This window comes from Rhodococcus sp. NPDC003322, from assembly GCF_053589555.1.
Genome location: NZ_JBSFSC010000005.1, coordinates 263,838 through 280,955, shown reverse-complemented (window position 1 = coordinate 280,955; position 17,118 = coordinate 263,838). Strand labels below are relative to the sequence as shown.

Annotated in this window: 15 protein-coding genes; 6 read left to right on the top strand and 9 right to left on the bottom strand. The window is 70.5% G+C overall.

Going from position 1 to position 17,118, the window contains the following annotated elements; all coding sequences use genetic code 11:
* Nucleotides 1-120 precede the first annotated feature (120 nt).
* Nucleotides 121-471, top strand: a complete 351-nt coding sequence (locus ACWDUM_RS20655) for a zinc ribbon domain-containing protein YjdM (protein WP_450135385.1) — start codon at nucleotides 121-123, stop codon at nucleotides 469-471.
* A gap of 160 nt (nucleotides 472-631) precedes the next feature.
* Here ACWDUM_RS20655 and ACWDUM_RS20650 read toward each other — a convergent pair whose 3' ends face one another.
* Together ACWDUM_RS20650 and ACWDUM_RS20645 are read right to left on the bottom strand one after the other, a co-directional pair.
* Entirely contained in the window at nucleotides 632-1,420 is a 789-nt protein-coding gene (locus ACWDUM_RS20650) for an SDR family NAD(P)-dependent oxidoreductase (protein WP_450135384.1), read from the bottom strand.
* Nucleotides 1,417-2,742 carry a flavin-containing monooxygenase gene (locus ACWDUM_RS20645; RefSeq protein ID WP_450135383.1) on the bottom strand — a complete coding sequence of 442 codons (1,326 nt, stop codon included), beginning with the start codon at nucleotides 2,740-2,742 and terminating at the stop codon, nucleotides 1,417-1,419. The genes ACWDUM_RS20650 and ACWDUM_RS20645 overlap by 4 nt, the downstream gene beginning before the upstream one ends.
* 125 nt (nucleotides 2,743-2,867) lie before the next feature.
* Here ACWDUM_RS20645 and ACWDUM_RS20640 point away from each other — a divergent pair, with 125 nt between their 5' ends.
* The gene (locus ACWDUM_RS20640; protein WP_450135382.1) at nucleotides 2,868-5,153 is read left to right on the top strand and encodes a TIM-barrel domain-containing protein; all 2,286 of its coding nucleotides are present in this window, start codon (nucleotides 2,868-2,870) and stop codon (nucleotides 5,151-5,153) included.
* A gap of 40 nt (nucleotides 5,154-5,193) precedes the next feature.
* Here ACWDUM_RS20640 and ACWDUM_RS20635 read toward each other — a convergent pair whose 3' ends face one another.
* Nucleotides 5,194-8,511, bottom strand: coding sequence for a protein kinase domain-containing protein (locus tag ACWDUM_RS20635; RefSeq protein WP_450135678.1), 3,318 nt, complete (start codon nucleotides 8,509-8,511; stop codon nucleotides 5,194-5,196).
* A gap of 220 nt (nucleotides 8,512-8,731) precedes the next feature.
* Here ACWDUM_RS20635 and ACWDUM_RS20630 point away from each other — a divergent pair, with 220 nt between their 5' ends.
* Together ACWDUM_RS20630 and ACWDUM_RS20625 are read left to right on the top strand one after the other, a co-directional pair.
* Complete coding sequence (locus ACWDUM_RS20630; RefSeq protein ID WP_450135381.1) at nucleotides 8,732-9,088, top strand: YciI family protein; 357 nt, start codon at nucleotides 8,732-8,734, stop codon at nucleotides 9,086-9,088.
* A 109-nt stretch (nucleotides 9,089-9,197) separates the two neighbouring features.
* Complete coding sequence (locus tag ACWDUM_RS20625; RefSeq protein ID WP_450135380.1) at nucleotides 9,198-10,433, top strand: RNA polymerase sigma factor; 1,236 nt, start codon at nucleotides 9,198-9,200, stop codon at nucleotides 10,431-10,433.
* On the opposite strand, the gene ACWDUM_RS20620 is transcribed toward ACWDUM_RS20625, so the two are convergent.
* The 4 genes from ACWDUM_RS20620 to ACWDUM_RS20605 are packed head-to-tail and all read right to left on the bottom strand — an operon-like array spanning nucleotide 10,419 to nucleotide 13,919.
* On the bottom strand, nucleotides 10,419-11,162 hold the full coding sequence (locus ACWDUM_RS20620) for a cobalt-precorrin-6A reductase (protein ID WP_450135379.1): 744 nt from the start codon (nucleotides 11,160-11,162) through the stop codon (nucleotides 10,419-10,421). The two genes, ACWDUM_RS20625 and ACWDUM_RS20620, sit on opposite strands and share 15 nt — an antisense overlap.
* Nucleotides 11,162-11,911 carry a precorrin-4 C(11)-methyltransferase gene (gene cobM, locus ACWDUM_RS20615; RefSeq protein ID WP_450135378.1) on the bottom strand — a complete coding sequence of 250 codons (750 nt, stop codon included), beginning with the start codon at nucleotides 11,909-11,911 and terminating at the stop codon, nucleotides 11,162-11,164. Before cobM ends, ACWDUM_RS20620 begins: the two co-directional genes overlap by 1 nt.
* Entirely contained in the window at nucleotides 11,908-13,182 is a 1,275-nt protein-coding gene (gene cbiE / locus ACWDUM_RS20610; protein ID WP_450135377.1) for a precorrin-6y C5,15-methyltransferase (decarboxylating) subunit CbiE, read from the bottom strand. The genes cobM and cbiE overlap by 4 nt, the downstream gene beginning before the upstream one ends.
* Nucleotides 13,182-13,919, bottom strand: coding sequence for an SDR family NAD(P)-dependent oxidoreductase (locus ACWDUM_RS20605; RefSeq protein ID WP_450135376.1), 738 nt, complete (start codon nucleotides 13,917-13,919; stop codon nucleotides 13,182-13,184). The genes cbiE and ACWDUM_RS20605 overlap by 1 nt, the downstream gene beginning before the upstream one ends.
* 45 nt (nucleotides 13,920-13,964) lie before the next feature.
* On the opposite strand from ACWDUM_RS20605, the gene ACWDUM_RS20600 reads away from it, so the two are divergent.
* A complete protein-coding gene (locus ACWDUM_RS20600) occupies nucleotides 13,965-14,378 on the top strand; it encodes a pyridoxamine 5'-phosphate oxidase family protein (protein WP_450135375.1) in 414 nt (137 codons plus the stop codon).
* 79 nt (nucleotides 14,379-14,457) lie between these two features.
* A complete protein-coding gene (locus ACWDUM_RS20595) occupies nucleotides 14,458-14,907 on the top strand; it encodes a hypothetical protein (protein ID WP_450116363.1) in 450 nt (149 codons plus the stop codon).
* Between the two features lie 7 nt (nucleotides 14,908-14,914).
* On the opposite strand, the gene ACWDUM_RS20590 is transcribed toward ACWDUM_RS20595, so the two are convergent.
* Nucleotides 14,915-15,871: a R2-like ligand-binding oxidase gene (locus tag ACWDUM_RS20590; RefSeq protein WP_450135374.1), complete on the bottom strand. Its 957-nt coding sequence runs from the start codon at nucleotides 15,869-15,871 to the stop codon at nucleotides 14,915-14,917.
* 76 nt (nucleotides 15,872-15,947) lie between these two features.
* Complete coding sequence (locus ACWDUM_RS20585; protein ID WP_450135373.1) at nucleotides 15,948-17,081, bottom strand: M24 family metallopeptidase; 1,134 nt, start codon at nucleotides 17,079-17,081, stop codon at nucleotides 15,948-15,950.
* Nucleotides 17,082-17,118: the final 37 nt, after the last annotated feature.

Below are 17,118 nucleotides of genomic sequence, written 5' to 3'. Positions count from 1 at the left end.
CGCAGAGGCGAGTCGGTTCACCTGAGAGGCGCCGACTCCGCGGCATCGGTGCTCCGCAGCAGCCTGAGCCCAGGACGACAGGTGATGGACTCGTTCACCGTCTCGAATACGATGCCTCGAATGGACCAGCCACTTCCCCCGTGCCCCCAGTGCTCGTGTGTGTACACCTACGAGATGGGCGCATTGATGGTGTGTCCGGAATGCGCACATGAATGGGAACCAATCTCCGAGCCGACGACCGATGCGGACGGTCCGGTGATCAAGGACGCCGTCGGCAATGTCCTCGCTGATGGAGACACGGTCACTGTCATCAAGAGCCTCAAGGTGAAGGGCAGCCCCACAGGAATCAAGACCGGGACGAAGGTGCGTAATATTCGCCTCGTCGCCGGTGTCGGTGACCACGACATCGATTGCAAGGTTGACGGCATCGGCCCCATGCAACTGAAGTCGAGCGTCGTCAAGAAGGTCTGAGGCGCGGCAGTGGAAGCACTGTGCCGACTCTGATCGTATGGCGGCGCAAGGTGACTGGTCGAAGGTTGCCCATTGCATCGGTACCCACGAGCGAAGTCATCTCGACCCTCCGGACCGCCGGACAGGGCTGATCGACCCGGGACCTCGGACCGGCCGCCGATCAGAGTCGGTGGCGGGTCCGGTACCGGTCGAGATTGCGCCCGGCCAGCCGGCCGATCCACGGCAGTGCCCGTAGGGTGGCACCGGGAATCAGCATGCCCGCCTTGACCATCCAGCCGTCCGAGCGAGGGAGGTTGACCTCGACCCGGGGACGGGCGACGAGGGCGAGCACCCGGTCGGCGACGGCCTGCGGCGCGAGCGGAGCGCCGAGGAAGTTCAGCGGCGATCCCCCGTTTGCAGCCTCGTGCCGCAGCATCGGGGTGTCGACCGACCCCGGGTTGACGATGCTGACGCGCACCCCGGTTTCCGGGTGACGGGCAGCGAGCGAGAGCAGGAAGCCGCGCAGCCCGAACTTCGACGCGCTGTAACCGGGACTTTCCGCGAGCGGCAGCATCCCGCCGATCGAGGCAACCGCGATCACGTGGCCGCCCCGGTCCTGCAGCCTCGGGTACAGCGCCCTGGTGAGCTGGATCGGGGCGAGCAGGTTCACCCCGAGTTCACGATCGACCTCTGCCGCCGTCACCCGCTCGAAGGGTGTGGTGACAACGATTCCCGCAACGTGCACGAGCAGGTCACAGGTGTCGATCGACGCGGTCAACGCCTCCAGCTGTGCGGGGTCGGCCAGATCGCACGGGTGCGGCCGGATCCGTCCCGGAGCCGAGTCCGCGAGCGCGTTCGCGCGGGCGGCGTCGACATCGACTGCGGTGACGTCGAAGTCGCGCGCGGCGAGTCCCCGGCAGATCGCCGACCCGATGGCTCCGGCCGCCCCGGTGACCAGTGCGCGCTTCACACCGTGACCTTGACGCGGTCGAACATCCCCGGCGTCAGGTCCGCCCAGCCGAGCTCGGCCCGAACCCGGGCCAGGTGGTCACGGAACGCGTGCGAGTCGACGTACGCGCTGTGCCGGTCGGTGCCGATGAACGAGATCCCGCCGCTCAGGTCCGGCCGGTCGGTGGCGATCCTGCGGTCGAAGGCCGCCGCCCGGGCCGGGTTGTGCTGCTGGTCGTGCAGGTAGTGGGCGAGCAGATTGGTCACCTGGTCGAACAGCGTGTACGCGCTCGAGTTGGTCTCCAGGTATCCGACGCCGAACAGGGTGGGCCGCTTCGGGTTGAAGGCCGTGAGATACAGCCGAGGTCGGCCCGCCGCCCAGTCGAAGCAGTCCTGCGGGACGTACGGGATCGCCCAGTCGTAGCCCGTCGCATACAGGACGAGGTCCGCGTCCCGGTGCGATCCGTCGGTGAACTCGACCCGGGGGCCGTCGAATCGCGCGATGTCCGGCACGATCTCGACGTCCCCGTGCTGAAGATGGTGCACCAGTTGGCTGTTGAGCAGCGGGTGCGACTCGAGCAGTTTGTGGTCGGGTCGCGGCAGGCCGAGGCGGGTCAGGTCGCCCTGCAGCAGTCGGAGCAATCCGGTCAGCAGCGGCCGTTCGAGCGTCAGCGGCAGCTTCGGGCCGCGTTCGGCGAACACGTCGGTCGGCGTGCCGAAGATGTGCTTGGGAATCACGTGGTAGCCGCGACGCACGCTGACGTGCGTGCGGACGGCCGCTGCGGCGGCGTCACAGGCGATGTCGGCGCCGGAGTTGCCCAGACCGACGATCACCACCCGTTTGCCGCGGAACTCGTCGAGGTCGCGGTAGGTGACCGCGTGCCGCACCTCGCCGTCGAAACTGCCCGGGTGCTCCGGGATCCGAGGCTGCCAGGTCACCCCGGTCGCGCACACCACCGCCCGGTAGCGGCGCACCTCACCCGTCGACAGCCGCACGGACCACCCGTCGCCGGCGGGGGTCACCTCGTCCACCCCGGTGTCGAACCGGATCGCGTCGTACAGGCCGTACGCGCGGGCGAAGCTGCGGGTGTAGTCGAGGATCTGCCGGTTCCCGGGGTAGTCCGGGAACGAGTCCGGCATCGGGAAGTCGAAGAACCCCGACACCGTGCGGGACGAGATGAAGTGCGCGGACTCGTACATCGGCGTGCCGGGATTGTCGATGTCCCAGATCCCGCCGACGTCGCTGTGCCGTTCGAACTGGTCGTACTCGACACCCAGCCGCCGCAGCGCCCGCGCGGCGGACAGTCCGGCCGGCCCGGCACCGACGATGCACACTCGATCCATGTCCAGTCCCCTTCTCCTCGCCGCACATTCAACCCGCCCGGTCCCCCGATGTCCGGGAATCGCCTCCTCCTGACCTGCTCGGCGGTACCGTGTCGCCGGTCAGGCCACGCGAAAAGGGGTGGACGATGGTCGAACTGAGTCGGCGCCGCTTTCTCGTGGTCGCCGCGGCCGGGATCGGTGCAGGCGCACTGGGAGCGGGGCCTGCAGGCGCTGCACCCGCGGAGGGGGTGGTGGCCGACGGGCGGGCCCGGTTCCAGGTGCTCAGCCCGACACTGATCCGGCTCGAGTACGCCGACGACGGCCGGTTCGAGGATCGTCCGACGATGCTCGCGTACCGGCGAGACACTCCCGCGCCCAGCTTCTCCCGGGAGACGTCCGGTGACGACCTGGTGCTCCGTACCGGGCGCGTCACCGTGACATACCGGCGCGGCAGCGGTCCGTTCGGACCCGACAACCTGCGAATCACGGTGCGACGCGACGACTCCGACGTGCTCGCGTCCCCGGCATGGCAGTCCCCCATTGCGACCCCGAGCCCGGCGGGCGCCGGGATGGCCGGCTACCTCGGGCTCGCGACAGCCGAACCCGGAACCCCCGGCAACCTCGGGGGCTGGCTGCGCAGCCTGGACAGCCGCTCGGGACCCGTCCCACTGCACGACGGACTGCTCTCCCGCGCCGGCTGGACGTTCCTCGACGACTCGCACAGCGTCCTGCTCGGCGACGACGGCGCCACCCGCTCGCCCCGCCCCGCCCGCACCGGCGCCTACCAGGACGGCTACCTGTTCGGGTACGGCACCGAGCTGACCGCCGCGTTCGCCGACTACCGGTTGCTGTCCGGTGCCGCGCCGCTGCCCCCGCGAAAGGCGCTGGGCGTCTGGTTCTCCCGCTACCACCCGTACAGTGAGCAGGCGTACCGCGACGAGCTGCTGCCCGCGTTCCGGGCCGAACGGGTACCGCTGGACGTGCTGATGGTCGACACCGACTTCAAGGCCCCGCACCGGTGGAACGGCTGGGAGTGGCGAACCGACCTGTTCCCGGATCCGCGTCGGTTCTTCCGCTGGGCGCACGACGAGGGGCTCGCGGTGGGCCTGAACGTGCATCCGTCCATCGCCCGCGGCGACGCCCGGTTCGCCGAAACCGACGCCGCGGGGGGCGGACTGGCCCCGGTGGTGATGCCGAATCTGATCAGCATCCAGTCCGACCCCGGCGGCGTGATCGATGTGCACCACGGCTTCGACTTCGCCGATCCGCGGCAACTCGACGCGTACATGGACCTGCACACCGCGTTCGAAGAGGACGGCGCCGACTTCTGGTGGCTGGACTGGTGTTGCGAGGGGTCGACGGCGGGTCCACCGGACGGCTCGATGTCGGGAGACGCGTGGATCAACTCGCAGTACACCCGCCGGACCCGTGCCCGCGGCAGCAGGTGGCCGACACTGTCGCGCGTCGGCGGCTCCTGGCAGGACTGGGCCGGGGACCGGCCCGGACCGTGGGGCGAGCACCGATCGACGATCCACTTCACCGGTGACGCGCGCTCGACGTGGGAGATGCTCGACTTCCAGACCCGTTTCACCGTCGCCGAGGGCAATGCCGGACTGCCCTACGTCTCGCACGACATCGGCGGATTCCAGGGCACCCTGGACGACGAGTTGTACACCCGGTGGATCCAGTCCGGCACGTTCGGGCCGATCCTGCGCCTGCACTCCTCCAACAACGGCGACACGCGGCGCCTGCCCTGGGAGTTCGGAGGCAAGGCCCGCACCGTCGCCGCGGATTTCCTGCGGCTGCGCGGCGAGCTCGTCCCGTACCTGTACACCCTCGCCCGCGAGACCCACGACACCGGACTGCCCCTCGCCCGCGGCATGTACCTGCAGTGGCCGGATCACGAGGACGCGTACGTCCACGACCGGCAGTACACCCTCGGGTCCGACCTGCTGGTCGCGCCGGTGGCGACGCCCGGCGACCCCGCCACCCGGACCGTCTGGTTCCCGCCGGGTGACTGGATCGACTTCTTCACCGGCGAGCGGCGCAGCGGACCCGGTGTCGAGCCGGTGACCGTCCCGCTCGAGCGGGCGCCGGTGTACGCCAGAGCCGGGTCGATCGTGATCCGTCGCCCGTACCAGGGCTCCGACGACCAGCGACAGCTCGATCATCTCGTCGTGTCGGTGTTCCCCGGGGCGGACGCACGGTTCACGCTGTACGAGGACGCCGGCGCCGGACTGGAGTACGGCGACGGTGCGTTCGCCCGGACCACGATCCGGTGGGACGAGAACTCCGGGACGCTGAGCGTCGAGCCCGTGGTCGGCGGCTTCCCCGGGCTACCCGCCCGCCGCACCGTCGAGGTCCGGGTCGGCGATCGCGCGCCCGTCTGGGTCGAATCCGCGACCGACCGGCAGTGCGACGTCCAGGTCTGAGTCCGGACCGAATGTGGGAGCAGGTGGCCGCTCGCACGCGTCAGGATTCGTCGTCCGCCTGCCCGGCGACCCAGGCGGCGATCTGAGCCCGCGATGTGAAACCGAGTTTGATCAGTGTGTGCTCGACGTGACCCTCGACGGTCCGCCGCGAGATCACCAGTTGGGCGGCGATCGCCTTGTTGGTCAGTCCCTTCGCCACCAGGCCGGCAACCTCCCGTTCGCGTTTCGTCAGGGTCGCCTCGGTGTCCGCGTTGGTCGACGTGGCCGCGGACGGCTCTCGGAGTGCGTAGGCGACCGCGTCGGCGAAACTCAGCGCCCGGCCCTTGCGGTGGGCTGTCTCGAACGCCCGCTCCCCGATCGCGCCGCGGATCTGACGCTCGCACTGCTCGTGGTGGACGAGCAGGTGTAGGTACAGGAGGGTGGAGGTGCCCACGGCTCGGCGCAGCGACTCGGCTGCTCCGAGCAGGGTCGCGGCCCGCTGCGCGTCGCGCCCGTCGCCCTCGATCCACGCCAGTGCCTCCAGACCCGCGGAGGCGATGAGAGGGTCGTCCACCAGCCTGGTCAGTCGCAGGACCTGTTCCATCAGCCGAACGGCGCGGGTGCCATCACCCTGCCTCCACGCCGCGACACCTGTGGCCCACAGCGAATACGACCGATACACCGATTCGTGACGCGATTTCGTCATCTCGAGCACCCGCTCGTGGCAGGCCGCGGCCCGCGTGGCGTCACCCTGCAGTTCCAGAGTCCATCCGAGCGATTGCAGGACCGCAATCCCCACTCGGGAAACCTCGTCCTGGGCGTCGAACCACTCGTGGGCCTCGCTCAGCCGGGTGTGCGCGCGGGGAAGGTCACCGCTGTACAGCGCAAGCATTCCGGCGCCGGCAGCGACCAGGGCATTGCTCGCGGGGTCGGGCGTCTGCTCGGTCAGCGCCTGTCCCTCCTCCACGAGGGCGATCCCCGCGGGCAGGTCGCCCTGCATTCCGGCGAGCAGAGCGTCGGCGTACAGGGCTCTGATGCGTTCCGCGGCCGGTGGGAGGGATCGGTGGGCCAGGGCGCGGTCGAGCCAGTGCCGTCCTTCGCTGAGCCGACCGCGCGACACCCAGAAGGGGAACAGGCCGACGGCGATCCGTAGCCCGGCCACGCTCTCGCCGTCACCCGAGTCCGTCAAGGCGAACTCCATCGCCTCACGCAGGTTCGGTTGCTCCCGGTCCAGACGCTCTATCCACTCCAACTGCCGGGGCCCGATCCAGCCGGCCTCCGCATCCGAGACCATCAGCAGGTACCAGTCGCGATGCCGGCAGCGCAGCGCCACGTACTCACCGGCCTGCTGTGCCTTCTCCCGGCCGTAGGCGCGCAGAGTCTCGAGTATCCGGTAGCGCACCGTGTCGCCGGTCTCCTCGCGCGTCATGATCGACTTGTCGACGAGCGCCGCGACGGTGTCCATCAGGTCGTCCCGATCCAGGTCTTCCGCACAGATGTCCTGCGCCGCATCCAGTTCGAAGCTGCCTGCGAACACCGACAAGCCCGCCCACAACCGCTGTTCCTGCGGCGTGCACAGCTCCCAACTCCAGTCGATCGACAGCCGCAACGTCTGCTGGCGTGCTGGCACGGTGCGGGGGCCGCGGGTCAGCAGCGAGTACCGGTCGGCCAGCCGCTCCAGGACCTGCTCGGGCGACATCGCCCGCAGTCGCGCCGCCGCCAGCTCGATCGCCAGAGGCAGGCCGTCGAGGTGGCGGCAGATCTCGGCCACCGTGGCTCGGTTGCCCTCGGTGAGCTCGAATCCCGGCACCGTCGTGGCGGCCCGTTCCGCGAACAGGGTCACCGCGTCGTACCATGGCGCGCTCCGCACGGATGGAGGTGCGTCCGTGTCGGGAACCGCCAGCGGTGGGACCGGCAGTACCGTTTCCCCGCCGATGTTCAACGGCTCGCGGCTCGTGGTCAGGATCCGAAGCTCCGGGCAGCGGCGAAGCAGCGTACCGGCCAGCGTGGCGACCGCGTCGACTACCTGCTCGCAGTTGTCCAGTACCAGCAGCAGGTGCCGGGGGGTGAGGAACTCCACCACCACGTCCTCGAACGTCCGCGCGGACGGATTCCGCATTCCCAGGGCGGCGGCCACCACGTCCACGAGCAACGAACCGTCGCGCAACTCGCCCAGCTCGACCAGGCACACCCCGTCCCGAAACCCGCGCCGCATGTCCGCTGCCGCGTGGAACGCGAGTCGCGTCTTCCCCACCCCGCCGATCCCGGTCAACGTCACCAGACGCGACACGGACAGGCTCTCCTTGACCTCTGTCAGTTCCCGGCGGCGACCGACGAAACTGGAGAGCTCGAGCGGCAGCTCCCCTGTGGTACTCGGCACGGTCGGTACGGCGACGGTGGGTCGTCGGGCCGACGAGCTCGAGCCGCGGACCGACGGCGGACGAGGCGGCGCTCCTTCTCGTCGTCGGCCGACCGAGTCGGGCAACAGGGCCATGTCATCGGCGGTGAGGTCGTTGGCGAGCTGGACCCGGCGCAGCTCGTCCCCGAGATCCGCTGCGGTGGCGGGTCGCTCGTCCGGATCGGCGGACATCGCCCGTTCGACGACCGCGCTCACGTCGTCACCGACACCCCGTTCACGCAGATCCGGGACGGGCTCGGTGGTGATCCGCAGGAACTGTGCCACCACCTGCTCGCCGGCCCGGCGTTCGAAAGCGGCGTGCCCGGTGAGGGCGCTGAACAGGGTTGCGCCGAGACCGTAGATGTCCGAGGCGGCGCTCGGCGGGTTCCCCCTGAGCACCTCGGGGGCCGTGAACGCCGGCGATCCGGTGACGGTGCCGGTCCTGGTCTCGAATCCGCCGGAGATGTGGGCGATGCCGAAGTCGGTGAGCGCCGGCTCTCCGTACTCGGTGAACAGGATGTTCGCTGGTTTGACATCGCGGTGGACGACACCCAGACGGTGTGCCGTCTCGAGGGCGCCGGCCATCTTCACGCCGAGGCGAAGCGCCTCGGCGAGTGCGAGTGGGCCGTCGTGGCGGATCCGGGCTTCGAGCGAATCGCGCGGGTGGTACTGCATCACGATGTAGGGCCGACCACTGGCGGTTGCGCCGGCCTGCAGGACGCCGACGATGTTCGGGTGTCCCGTCAGGCGGCCCATCGCCCGCTGCTCGCGGACGAACCGTGTTCGGGCCTCTTCGTCGAGGTCGGCGTTGAGGACCTTCACGGCCACGTTGCGTTCCAGCGAGGACTGCACGCAGCGGTAGACCACGCCGAATCCTCCGCGCCCGATTTCGCGTGCCTCGTCGAATCCGGCGGCGCTCAACTCCGCCGCGACGGAAGGAACCACGGCACGCTGCGTCTCGAGCGGATCACGGTCGGCCATCTCGCTGCGCCGCCCTGACTGCTCCGAACTCCGCACCGGGCCGGCACGACCCGTGCACATGCACCATGCGCTCACCTCGGAAGGACTGGCATCCAGGATATCGCCGCCGTGGTGAGGACCTCTGGAAAAGAAATCCCGGAAGGTGTCGATTCCGGGCCTCGCCGATCGACTCACAGGTAGCGGCGGGGAACGGCCCCGCCGAGCAACCCGAGGAGTCACCATGCCCCGCTACCTGTCGCTCATCCGGGTCGACGAGCGCACCGCCCCCGCCGACGGCCCCAGCCCGGAATTGATGGAACGCATGGGCGCCCTGCTCGAGGAGGTCACCAAGGCCGGCGTCATGCTCGACACGCAGGGCCTGACCCCCAGCTCGGAGGGCACCCGGATCACCTGGTCGGGAGGCGAGCTCAGCTACACCGACGGCCCCTTCACCGAGAGCAAGGAAGTGGTCGGCGGCTACGCGATCATGCAGTGCAAGGACAAGGCCGAGGCCCTCGAGTGGTCGCGGCGGTTCCTGCGGGTCCACGAGGACTACTGGACCGTCACCCTCGAACTGCGCCAGATCGCCGAGGAGTGACCGTCGCCCGAATTCCGAACGGCCTTGATCTCGAACAACCTTGATTTCGAACAACAGGGCCGCCGGACTCGCCTTGACCGGGCCCCACGGGTTTGCTGTCATCGGACCCGTGGGGTCGCAGTCGGTCGACGAGGCGATCGAGACGGTGTTCCGGATCGAGTCGCCGCGGATCATCGCGGCCGCGGCCCGGATCGTGCGGGACGTGGGGACCGCGGAGGAACTGGCCCAGGACGCGCTGGTCGCTGCCCTCGAACAGTGGCCACAGACCGGGATTCCGGACCGGCCGGGCCCGTGGCTGATCGCCACCGCCCGGAATCGGGCGGTCGACCTGGTGCGCAGACAGCAGAACTACACCCGCAAGCTCGCCGAGATCGGCCGCGGTCTCGATGTGGCAGCGGCGCCCGACCTGCCACCGGACCCGGACGAGATCGACGACGACCTGCTGCGGCTGATCTTCGTTGCCTGCCATCCGGTGCTGTCCACCCCGGCGCGGATCGCGTTGACGCTGCGCCTGGTGGGCGGCCTGACCACCTCCGAGATCGCCCGCGCGACGCTGGCGTCGGAATCGACGGTCGCGCAGCGCATCGTGCGCGCCAAACGGACCCTCGCCGCCCGGCAGGTGCCGTTCGAGGTTCCCACCGGACCGGACCGGGCCGCCCGATTGTCGTCGGTCCTCGAGGTGGTCTACCTGGTGTTCAACGAGGGCTACTCCGCGACAACCGGTGACGACCTGCTCCGCCCCGGACTGTGCGAGGACGCCCTGCGCCTGGCGCGGGTCCTGGCCGCGCTGATGCCCCGCGAACCCGAAACGCACGGACTGCTGGCACTGCTGAGCCTGCAGGCCTCCCGGACCGCCGCGCGAGTGGACGCCTACGGGGCGCCGGTGCTGCTCGCGGACCAGGATCGGGCCCGCTGGAACCGGCTCCTCATCCGGCTCGGCATGGAGGCCCTGCTGCGCGCCGGCACCGGCCCGTACTCGCTCCAGGCGGCGATCGCCGCCTGCCATGCGCGGGCCGCCACGTACCAGGACACCGACTGGGCCACCATCGCGGCGCTCTACGAACGCCTGTACACGCTGACCCCGTCGCCGGTCGTGGCACTGAACCGTGCCGTCGCGGTGTCCCGGGCCGACGGCCCGGAGGCCGCACTGGTTCTCGTCGATGCCCTCGCCGACGATCCGATGCTGCGCGACTACCACCTGCTGCCGAGTGTCCGCGGCGACCTGCTCGCCCAGCTGGGCCGCGGCGGTGATGCCCGCACCGAGTTCACCCGGGCCGCGGCGCTGACGCAGAACCTCCGCGAACGCGACCTGCTGTTGCAACGCGCCGAGTCAGTCGGCGACTGACTCGAGTGCCCACGCGGCCGCCGCCGCGACGTCGGACGTCACCGGCACCCCGGAGGGAAGCGGGGGCCGCGACACCATCAGCACCGCGACCCCCAGCTCACGGGCGGCGGTCAGCTTCGCCTCGGTGAGCGCGCCCCCGCTGTTCTTGGTCACCAGAACATCGATCCGGTTGTCGCGCAGCAGTTCCCGCTCGGCGTCGAGCCCGAACGGGCCGCGGTCGAGCAGCAGCGTCGTGGCCGCGGGTGCCGGCCCCTCGGGGGGATCGATGGCGCGGACGAGGAACCAGGCGTCCGACCCGGCGAACGCGTCGACGCCCTGACGGCCGATGGTGAGGAAGACGCGACGGCCGAGTGTGGGAAGGGCGGCGGCCGCGGCGGCGAGCGAGTCGACCTGTGTCCAGTTGTCCTCCGGTGCCGGTGTCCACGCGGGGCGGCGCAGGATCAGCAGCGGCACACCCGCGGAGGCGGCTGCGGTCGCGGCGTTGGCGGTGATCCGGGATGCGAACGGGTGTGTCGCGTCGACGATCGCGTCGATCCTGTTCGCGCGCAGGTACTCCCGAAGGCCGTCGACGCCGCCGAAACCGCCGACGCGGACCTCGCCGTCGGGCAGTCGCGGATTCCGCACCCGGCCGGCCAGCGAGGATTCGACCGCGATCCCCGGTTCGCTCACCAGCGCGGCGGCCAGCGCACGCCCTTCGGACGTGCCCCCGAGGATCAGGACGCGCCGCATCAGTGGGTGACGCGGGCGCGGCTCGCCGAGTACAGGTAGCTGTCCGGGAACCCGGCCGCACCGAGCACCCGCCCGACGATGATCACCGCGGTCTTCGTCACACCGGCCTCGTGCACCTGCGCCGCGATCGAGTCGACGGTGCCGCGCAGCACGATCTCGTTCGGACGGCTGGCGAACGCCACCACCGCCACCGGGCAGTCGCCGCCGTAGGGGCCGCGCAGTTCGTCGACGACCTGGTCGATGCGGTGCGCGGCCAGGTGGATCACCAGCGTCGCGCCGCTCGCGCCGAGCGTGGCCAGGTCCTCCCCCTCCGGCATCGCCGTCGACAGGGTCGAGACGCGGGTCAGGACGATGGACTGGGACACCCCGGGGACCGTCAGTTCACGGCCGAGGGTGGCCGCGGCGGCCGCGAATGCCGGGACGCCGGGCACGATCTCGTAGTCCACCCCAGAGGCCTCGAGCCTGCGGACCTGCTCGGCGACCGCGCTGTAGATCGACGGATCGCCGGAGTGCAGCCGCGCGACGTCCTTGCCCTCGCGGTGCGCGGAGACGAGCAGTTCGGTGATCCGATCCAGGCTCAACCGCGCCGTGTCGACGATCTCGGCGCCGACCGGGCACAGGTCGAGCAGTTCGGCCGGCACCAGGCTGCCCGCGTACAGGCACACCGGGCTCTGCTCGATGATCCGCGCGCCGCGCAGGGTGATCAGGTCGGCGGCACCGGGTCCGGCGCCGATGAAACGGACGGTCACGAAAGCTCCTCTGGTGACTGGATCGGGGTCGCGTTCGGGGGCGTCTTCGTGGCGATCCACTGGGCGACCGGCAGGTGGGGGCGCCACGCGGTGAAACCGCCGAGTGCGCTGCCGCGGTAGATCTGGAACTTGCGCAGCCTGCCGCCGTACTCGGCGTGCCAGGCCAGCAGGAGGGCTTCCGATTCGGCGGTGACGGCGTTGACGACGATCCTCCCGCCGACCGGCAACGCCGCCCAGCAGGTCTCGAACACGCCGGGCGCGGTCACGCCGCCGCCGAGGAAGATCGCGTCCGGGATCGGCGCGCCGGTCAGCGACTCCGGTGCGGCGCCGCGGACGCCGAGCCCGGGGACACCGAGCCGGGAGGCGTTCGCGGCGATCCGGTCGCGGCGGCGGTCGTCACGCTCGAACCCGATCGCCCGGCAGGTCGGGTCGGTGCGCATCCACTCGATGGCGATGCTGCCCGAGCCGCCGCCGACGTCCCACAGCAGTTCCCCCGGTTCGGGGGCCAGTGCGGCGAGCGTCAGGGTGCGGACCTCCTGCTTGGTCAGCTGGCCGTCCGACTCGAAGGCGTCGTCCGGCAGGCCGGGCACGCGCGTGTGTCGCACCGCGCCCGCGGTGCGCAGACAGTGCAGGGCCAGCAGGTTCAGAGCGTCCCCGGGGGCGCGGTCCCAGCCGGCGGCGGTGCCGGACACCACCGTCTCGGCGGGGCCGCCGAGCTGTTCGAGGACTGTGATCGTGGTGTCCCCGAAACCGTTGTCGCGCAGCAGTTCCGCGACCGTCGCTGGGGTGTGCGCATCGCGACTCAGCACCAGCAGCCGTCGCCCGTGGGCGAGGTCGGGGATCAGCGCCTCGGGCGGCGCCGTCACCAGCGACACCACCGCCGTCTCGTGGAGTGCCCAACCCAGGCGTGCACAGGCCAACGACGCCGACGACGGATGCGCGAGCACCCGAACCCGATCCGCCCCGAGCAGCCGGACCAGGGTGACTCCGATGCCGTGGAACATCGGGTCGCCGCTCGCCAGGACGCAGATGCGCCGACCATCGTGTTCACCGAACAGGCCCGGCAACGCCGGCACCAGCGGCGACGGCCACGGCACCCGGAGCCGGTTCGAGTCACCGGGTACGAGGTCGAGCTGACGCGCGGACCCCATCAGCACCTCGGCGTCCTCGATCGCGCGCCGAGAGTTCGGAGACAGGCCGTCCCAGCCGTCGGCACCGATCCCGACGACACTGACCGGAGCGCCCGTCAGCACATTTGTGTGATGTCCCATCAACGCGGCATCCGGCGCCAGATCGCCTGCGGCAGCAGCCGCATCACGAAGAACACCAACTGGAGCCGACCGGGGACCGCCACCCGCTCGCGGCCCTTCCCGAGCGCCGCGACCACCGCGTCCGCGACCTGACCCGGAGTGCTCGACATCGGCGCCGGGCTCATCCCCTCGGTCATCCGGCCGATCACGAACCCGGGCCGGACCAGCAGCAGCGAGACCCCGCTGCCGTGCAGGGCGTCACCGAGCCCGCTCGCGAACCCGTCCAGGCCGGCCTTCGCGGACCCGTACACGTAGTTGGCGCGCCGCACCCGGACCCCGGCCACCGACGAGAACACCACGATCCGGCCCGCACCCTGCGCGCGCAGCAGCTGCGCCAGGTGCGTGAGCACCGACACCTGCGCGACGTAGTCGGTGTGGATGACGTTCACCGCGTGCTGGGCGTCCGTCTCGGCGCGCGCCTGGTCGCCGAGGACCCCGAACGCGAGCACCACGGTGTCGATCGGGCCGAGCTCGGCGATCTCCGACAGCACCCGGGCGTGATCGGAGACCTTGTCGGCGTCGAACTCGACGGTGTGCACCTCGCTCGCGCCCGCGGCCTGCACCGCTCGCCGCTCGGCCTCCAGGTCGCCGCTGCGCCGCGCCGCCAGCACCACCGGGCGGCCGGGCGCCAGTCGCGTCGCGACCTCGAGACCTATCTCGCTGCGTCCACCGAGAACGACCACCGATCCGACACTCATGCATCCAGTGTGCTCGACTGTGGCGCGGTGTCCTAACGTCGGGGTATGGCCCGCCCTCCCTTCGATCCCGCCGACCTGACCGCCGAAGCGCTCGCGTTCCTCACCGATCGCCACCTGGCGTCGCTGACGACCCTGCGCCGGGACGGCACCCCGCACGTGGTCGCGGTCGGGTTCACCTGGGATCCGGAGCGATTGCTGGCCCGGGTGATCACGAACGCCGGATCGCAGAAGGCACTCAATGCCGAGCGTGGCGGGTACGGAGCGGTCACGCAGATCGACGGACCCCGCTGGTTGACCCTGGAAGGCACCACGCGGGTCAGTTCGGACCCGGACGACGTCGCGGAGGCCGTCGCCCGCTACACGCGCCGGTACCGACCGCCGCGCGAGAACCCGACCCGGGTGGTCATCGAGATCAACGTCCGGCGTGCGTTGGGGGTGGCCGGGCTCCTCGGCCGCTGAGCCTCAGGCCCTCGACGGCGCCCCGGAACCGCGCCTAGTGTTGTACGGATTACGGGGGCACCCGAGCCGAGGGGCAGTCATGACACGCACAGCAACTCGAGTTTCGATCCTGGTGGGGGCGGCGGCAGCCGCGCTCCTCGCGTCGGTCCCGGCGGCGCAGGCCCTGCCGCCACACCCGTTCGGGCCGCCGGCCCTGACCATCGGCTGCGCCAACCAGGGCAGCCTCATGTCGCTGACCGGGGCCACCGGGCAGTCCGGGCCCGAACCCGGAATCAACCCCGGCGAGATCCGGTTCCAGAGCTTCCCCGCCGCGCCGCCGATCCCGGCCGCCGGCCAGGTGACCGTCGCGTGGGTCAACTACGACACCGGCCAGAACGGGATCGCGAACCTCGAGGGCACCTACCCGTACTACTCGAAGACCGTGTACACCGGGCACGGCAGGGTGATGGCGACGGTGTTCGGCACGATCGACCTCGGCAGCCTGCCGCTGTGCCAGACGAACCCGACGTTCGGCAACTTCATCGTCTGACGCGTCACTACTTGGCGGCCTCCTCGAACGCCGCCGCGTCCTCGGCCCCGAAGCGCTCCTCGAGCACCTCTGGGGTGTAGTCGAGGTCGATCTCCTCGACCGGGCGACCGCGCGCCGACTCGATCGCCCCGAGACGCCGCTGCGCGCGGTCTGCCGCGTAGGCCACGAACTCGTCGTTGTCGAGACCGAAGGGCTGCACCTCGAACTGGTCGTCGACCCAGTTGATCAGGCCCAGGGCAAGCGGCATGAGCTCCGCCATCCTCTGCTGGACCACATCCCAGTTGCCGTCGTCCGCGGCCACGTGCCTGCGGCAGGTGAACGTGCCCCACGCCATGTGCCTGCGCTCGTCGTTGCCGATCAGCCGGATCAACTCCACCATGCCGGGCAGGATGTTCCATTCGGTGCACACCTTCTGCCACGCGAAGTACCCGGTCAACGCGAGGCTGCCCTCGATGACGTGGTTGTAGGTCACCGACGCGCGCACCTGGTTCGCCGGGCTCGGATCCGTCTCGAGAATCCGCAGGGAGCCGGGCAGCTCCTCGTAGAACAGCTGCCGGTAGTAGGGGTTCTCGGCGACGAACGGGTGCAGGTCCCCGGTCAGGCCGACCGCGTCCATCCAGAGCCGGAACACCTGGGTGTGCTTGGCCTCCTCGAAGCAGAACTGCGTCAGGTACATCTCGTCGCCGAGCCGGCCCTCCGCGGACATCGCCTTCATGAACGGCTGGATGTCCTCGGTGACAGCCTCCTCACCGGCGATGAACTGCGTGCACAGGTAGGTGGCGCTGCGCTGCTGTTCGCTGGTCAGGCCCTGCCAGTCCTTCGCGTCCTGGGTGAAGTCGATCGACACCGGATCCCAGAAGTGCGCGTTGCCCTTGGCGAACAGGCGCAGCGGGAAGGCGTCCCAGTTGAGCCCGCCGGACCTGATCGATCCGAAGCCCTGCCTGGTGAGCGGTGTAGCGGTCATGGCGGCACGTCCTCACGACGGATGGATTGGTGACCTGAGTCACACCCTATGCCTGTGCCGTGCCGCCGGGAGCCGACTACAGCACTGTGAGTCCGTGCGGCCGGGTGTTCATCGACTCGCACCCATCCGCGGTCACGACCACGATGTCCTCGATCCGGGCACCCCAGTCGCCACGGAAGTAGATCCCCGGCTCGATGCTGAACGCCATGCCCTCCGCCAGCTCGATCCGGTTGCCCGCGACGATGTACGGCTCCTCGTGGACCGACAACCCGATGCCATGCCCCGTACGGTGCACGAACACCTGCGCGAGCCCTTCCGCGGCGAGTACGTCCCGCGCCGCGGCGTCCACCGCTTCGGCGGTGATCCCCGGCCGGACCGCGTCCACCGCCGCCTGCTGCGCCCGCTCCAGGACCGCGAACTTCGCCGCGACCTCCGCGGACGGCTCCCCGATGCTGTAGGTACGGGTGCTGTCCGAGTTGTAGCCCGGCGCGACGGGACCACCGATGTCGATCACCACGACGTCCCCGGACTCGACGACACGGTCGGACACCTCGTGGTGGGGGTCCGCGCCGTGCGGCCCCGACCCGACGATCACGAATTCCGGTGCGGTGTGGCCTTCCTCGACGATCGCCGAGGCGATGTCGGCGGCCACCTCGGCCTCGGTGCGGCCGGCGCGCAGGAACTCACCCATCCGGGCGTGCACCCGGTCGATCGCCGCACCCGCCCTCCGCAACGCCTCGATCTCCGCCTCGTCCTTGACCATTCGCAGTTCCCGCAACACCCCCGTCGCGAGCACCGGCGGCGCCCCGAGTGCGGTCGTCAGCGGAATCACGTGCAGCGCCGGCATCGCCTCCGCGACCGCCGTGCGACCCGGAGTTGGGAGCAGCGACCCGACGAGGGCGTACGGGTCGACGCCGTCCACCCAGTCGTGCACGGCCAGGCCGAGATCCGCGATCGCGGAGTCCGCCAGACCGGCCAGCTCCAGCGTCGGCACCACCACCGAGGCCGCGGTGCCGTCCGCCGGGATGACCAGGCAGGTGAGGCGTTCGAACGATGCCGCCCCCGAACCCACCAGGTACTTCAGGTCGGGGCCCGGTGTGATCAGCAGTGCGTCCAGACCGGACGCCGCGGTCAGCTCGGCGGCCCGGCGCAACCGCTCGGCGTAGACGGTGGTCGGAAAGCGTGCTGCGGACTCGCTCTGTGCACTCATGACAGTCAAGGCTAGTGGTCTTTGGCAGGATGGGCGC

Coding starts and splice junctions, on each gene's coding strand:
- ACWDUM_RS20585 (WP_450135373.1), bottom strand. CDS start 17,081: ATGAGTGCACAGAGCGAGTCCGCAGCACGCTTTCCGACCACCGTCTAC.
- cbiE (WP_450135377.1), bottom strand. CDS start 13,182: ATGGGACATCACACAAATGTGCTGACGGGCGCTCCGGTCAGTGTCGTC.
- ACWDUM_RS20630 (WP_450135381.1), top strand. CDS start 8,732: ATGCCCCGCTACCTGTCGCTCATCCGGGTCGACGAGCGCACCGCCCCC.
- ACWDUM_RS20640 (WP_450135382.1), top strand. CDS start 2,868: ATGGTCGAACTGAGTCGGCGCCGCTTTCTCGTGGTCGCCGCGGCCGGG.
- ACWDUM_RS20595 (WP_450116363.1), top strand. CDS start 14,458: ATGACACGCACAGCAACTCGAGTTTCGATCCTGGTGGGGGCGGCGGCA.
- ACWDUM_RS20590 (WP_450135374.1), bottom strand. CDS start 15,871: ATGACCGCTACACCGCTCACCAGGCAGGGCTTCGGATCGATCAGGTCC.
- ACWDUM_RS20605 (WP_450135376.1), bottom strand. CDS start 13,919: ATGAGTGTCGGATCGGTGGTCGTTCTCGGTGGACGCAGCGAGATAGGT.
- ACWDUM_RS20620 (WP_450135379.1), bottom strand. CDS start 11,162: ATGCGGCGCGTCCTGATCCTCGGGGGCACGTCCGAAGGGCGTGCGCTG.
- ACWDUM_RS20645 (WP_450135383.1), bottom strand. CDS start 2,742: ATGGATCGAGTGTGCATCGTCGGTGCCGGGCCGGCCGGACTGTCCGCC.
- ACWDUM_RS20635 (WP_450135678.1), bottom strand. CDS start 8,511: ATGGCCGACCGTGATCCGCTCGAGACGCAGCGTGCCGTGGTTCCTTCC.
- ACWDUM_RS20655 (WP_450135385.1), top strand. CDS start 121: ATGGACCAGCCACTTCCCCCGTGCCCCCAGTGCTCGTGTGTGTACACC.
- ACWDUM_RS20600 (WP_450135375.1), top strand. CDS start 13,965: ATGGCCCGCCCTCCCTTCGATCCCGCCGACCTGACCGCCGAAGCGCTC.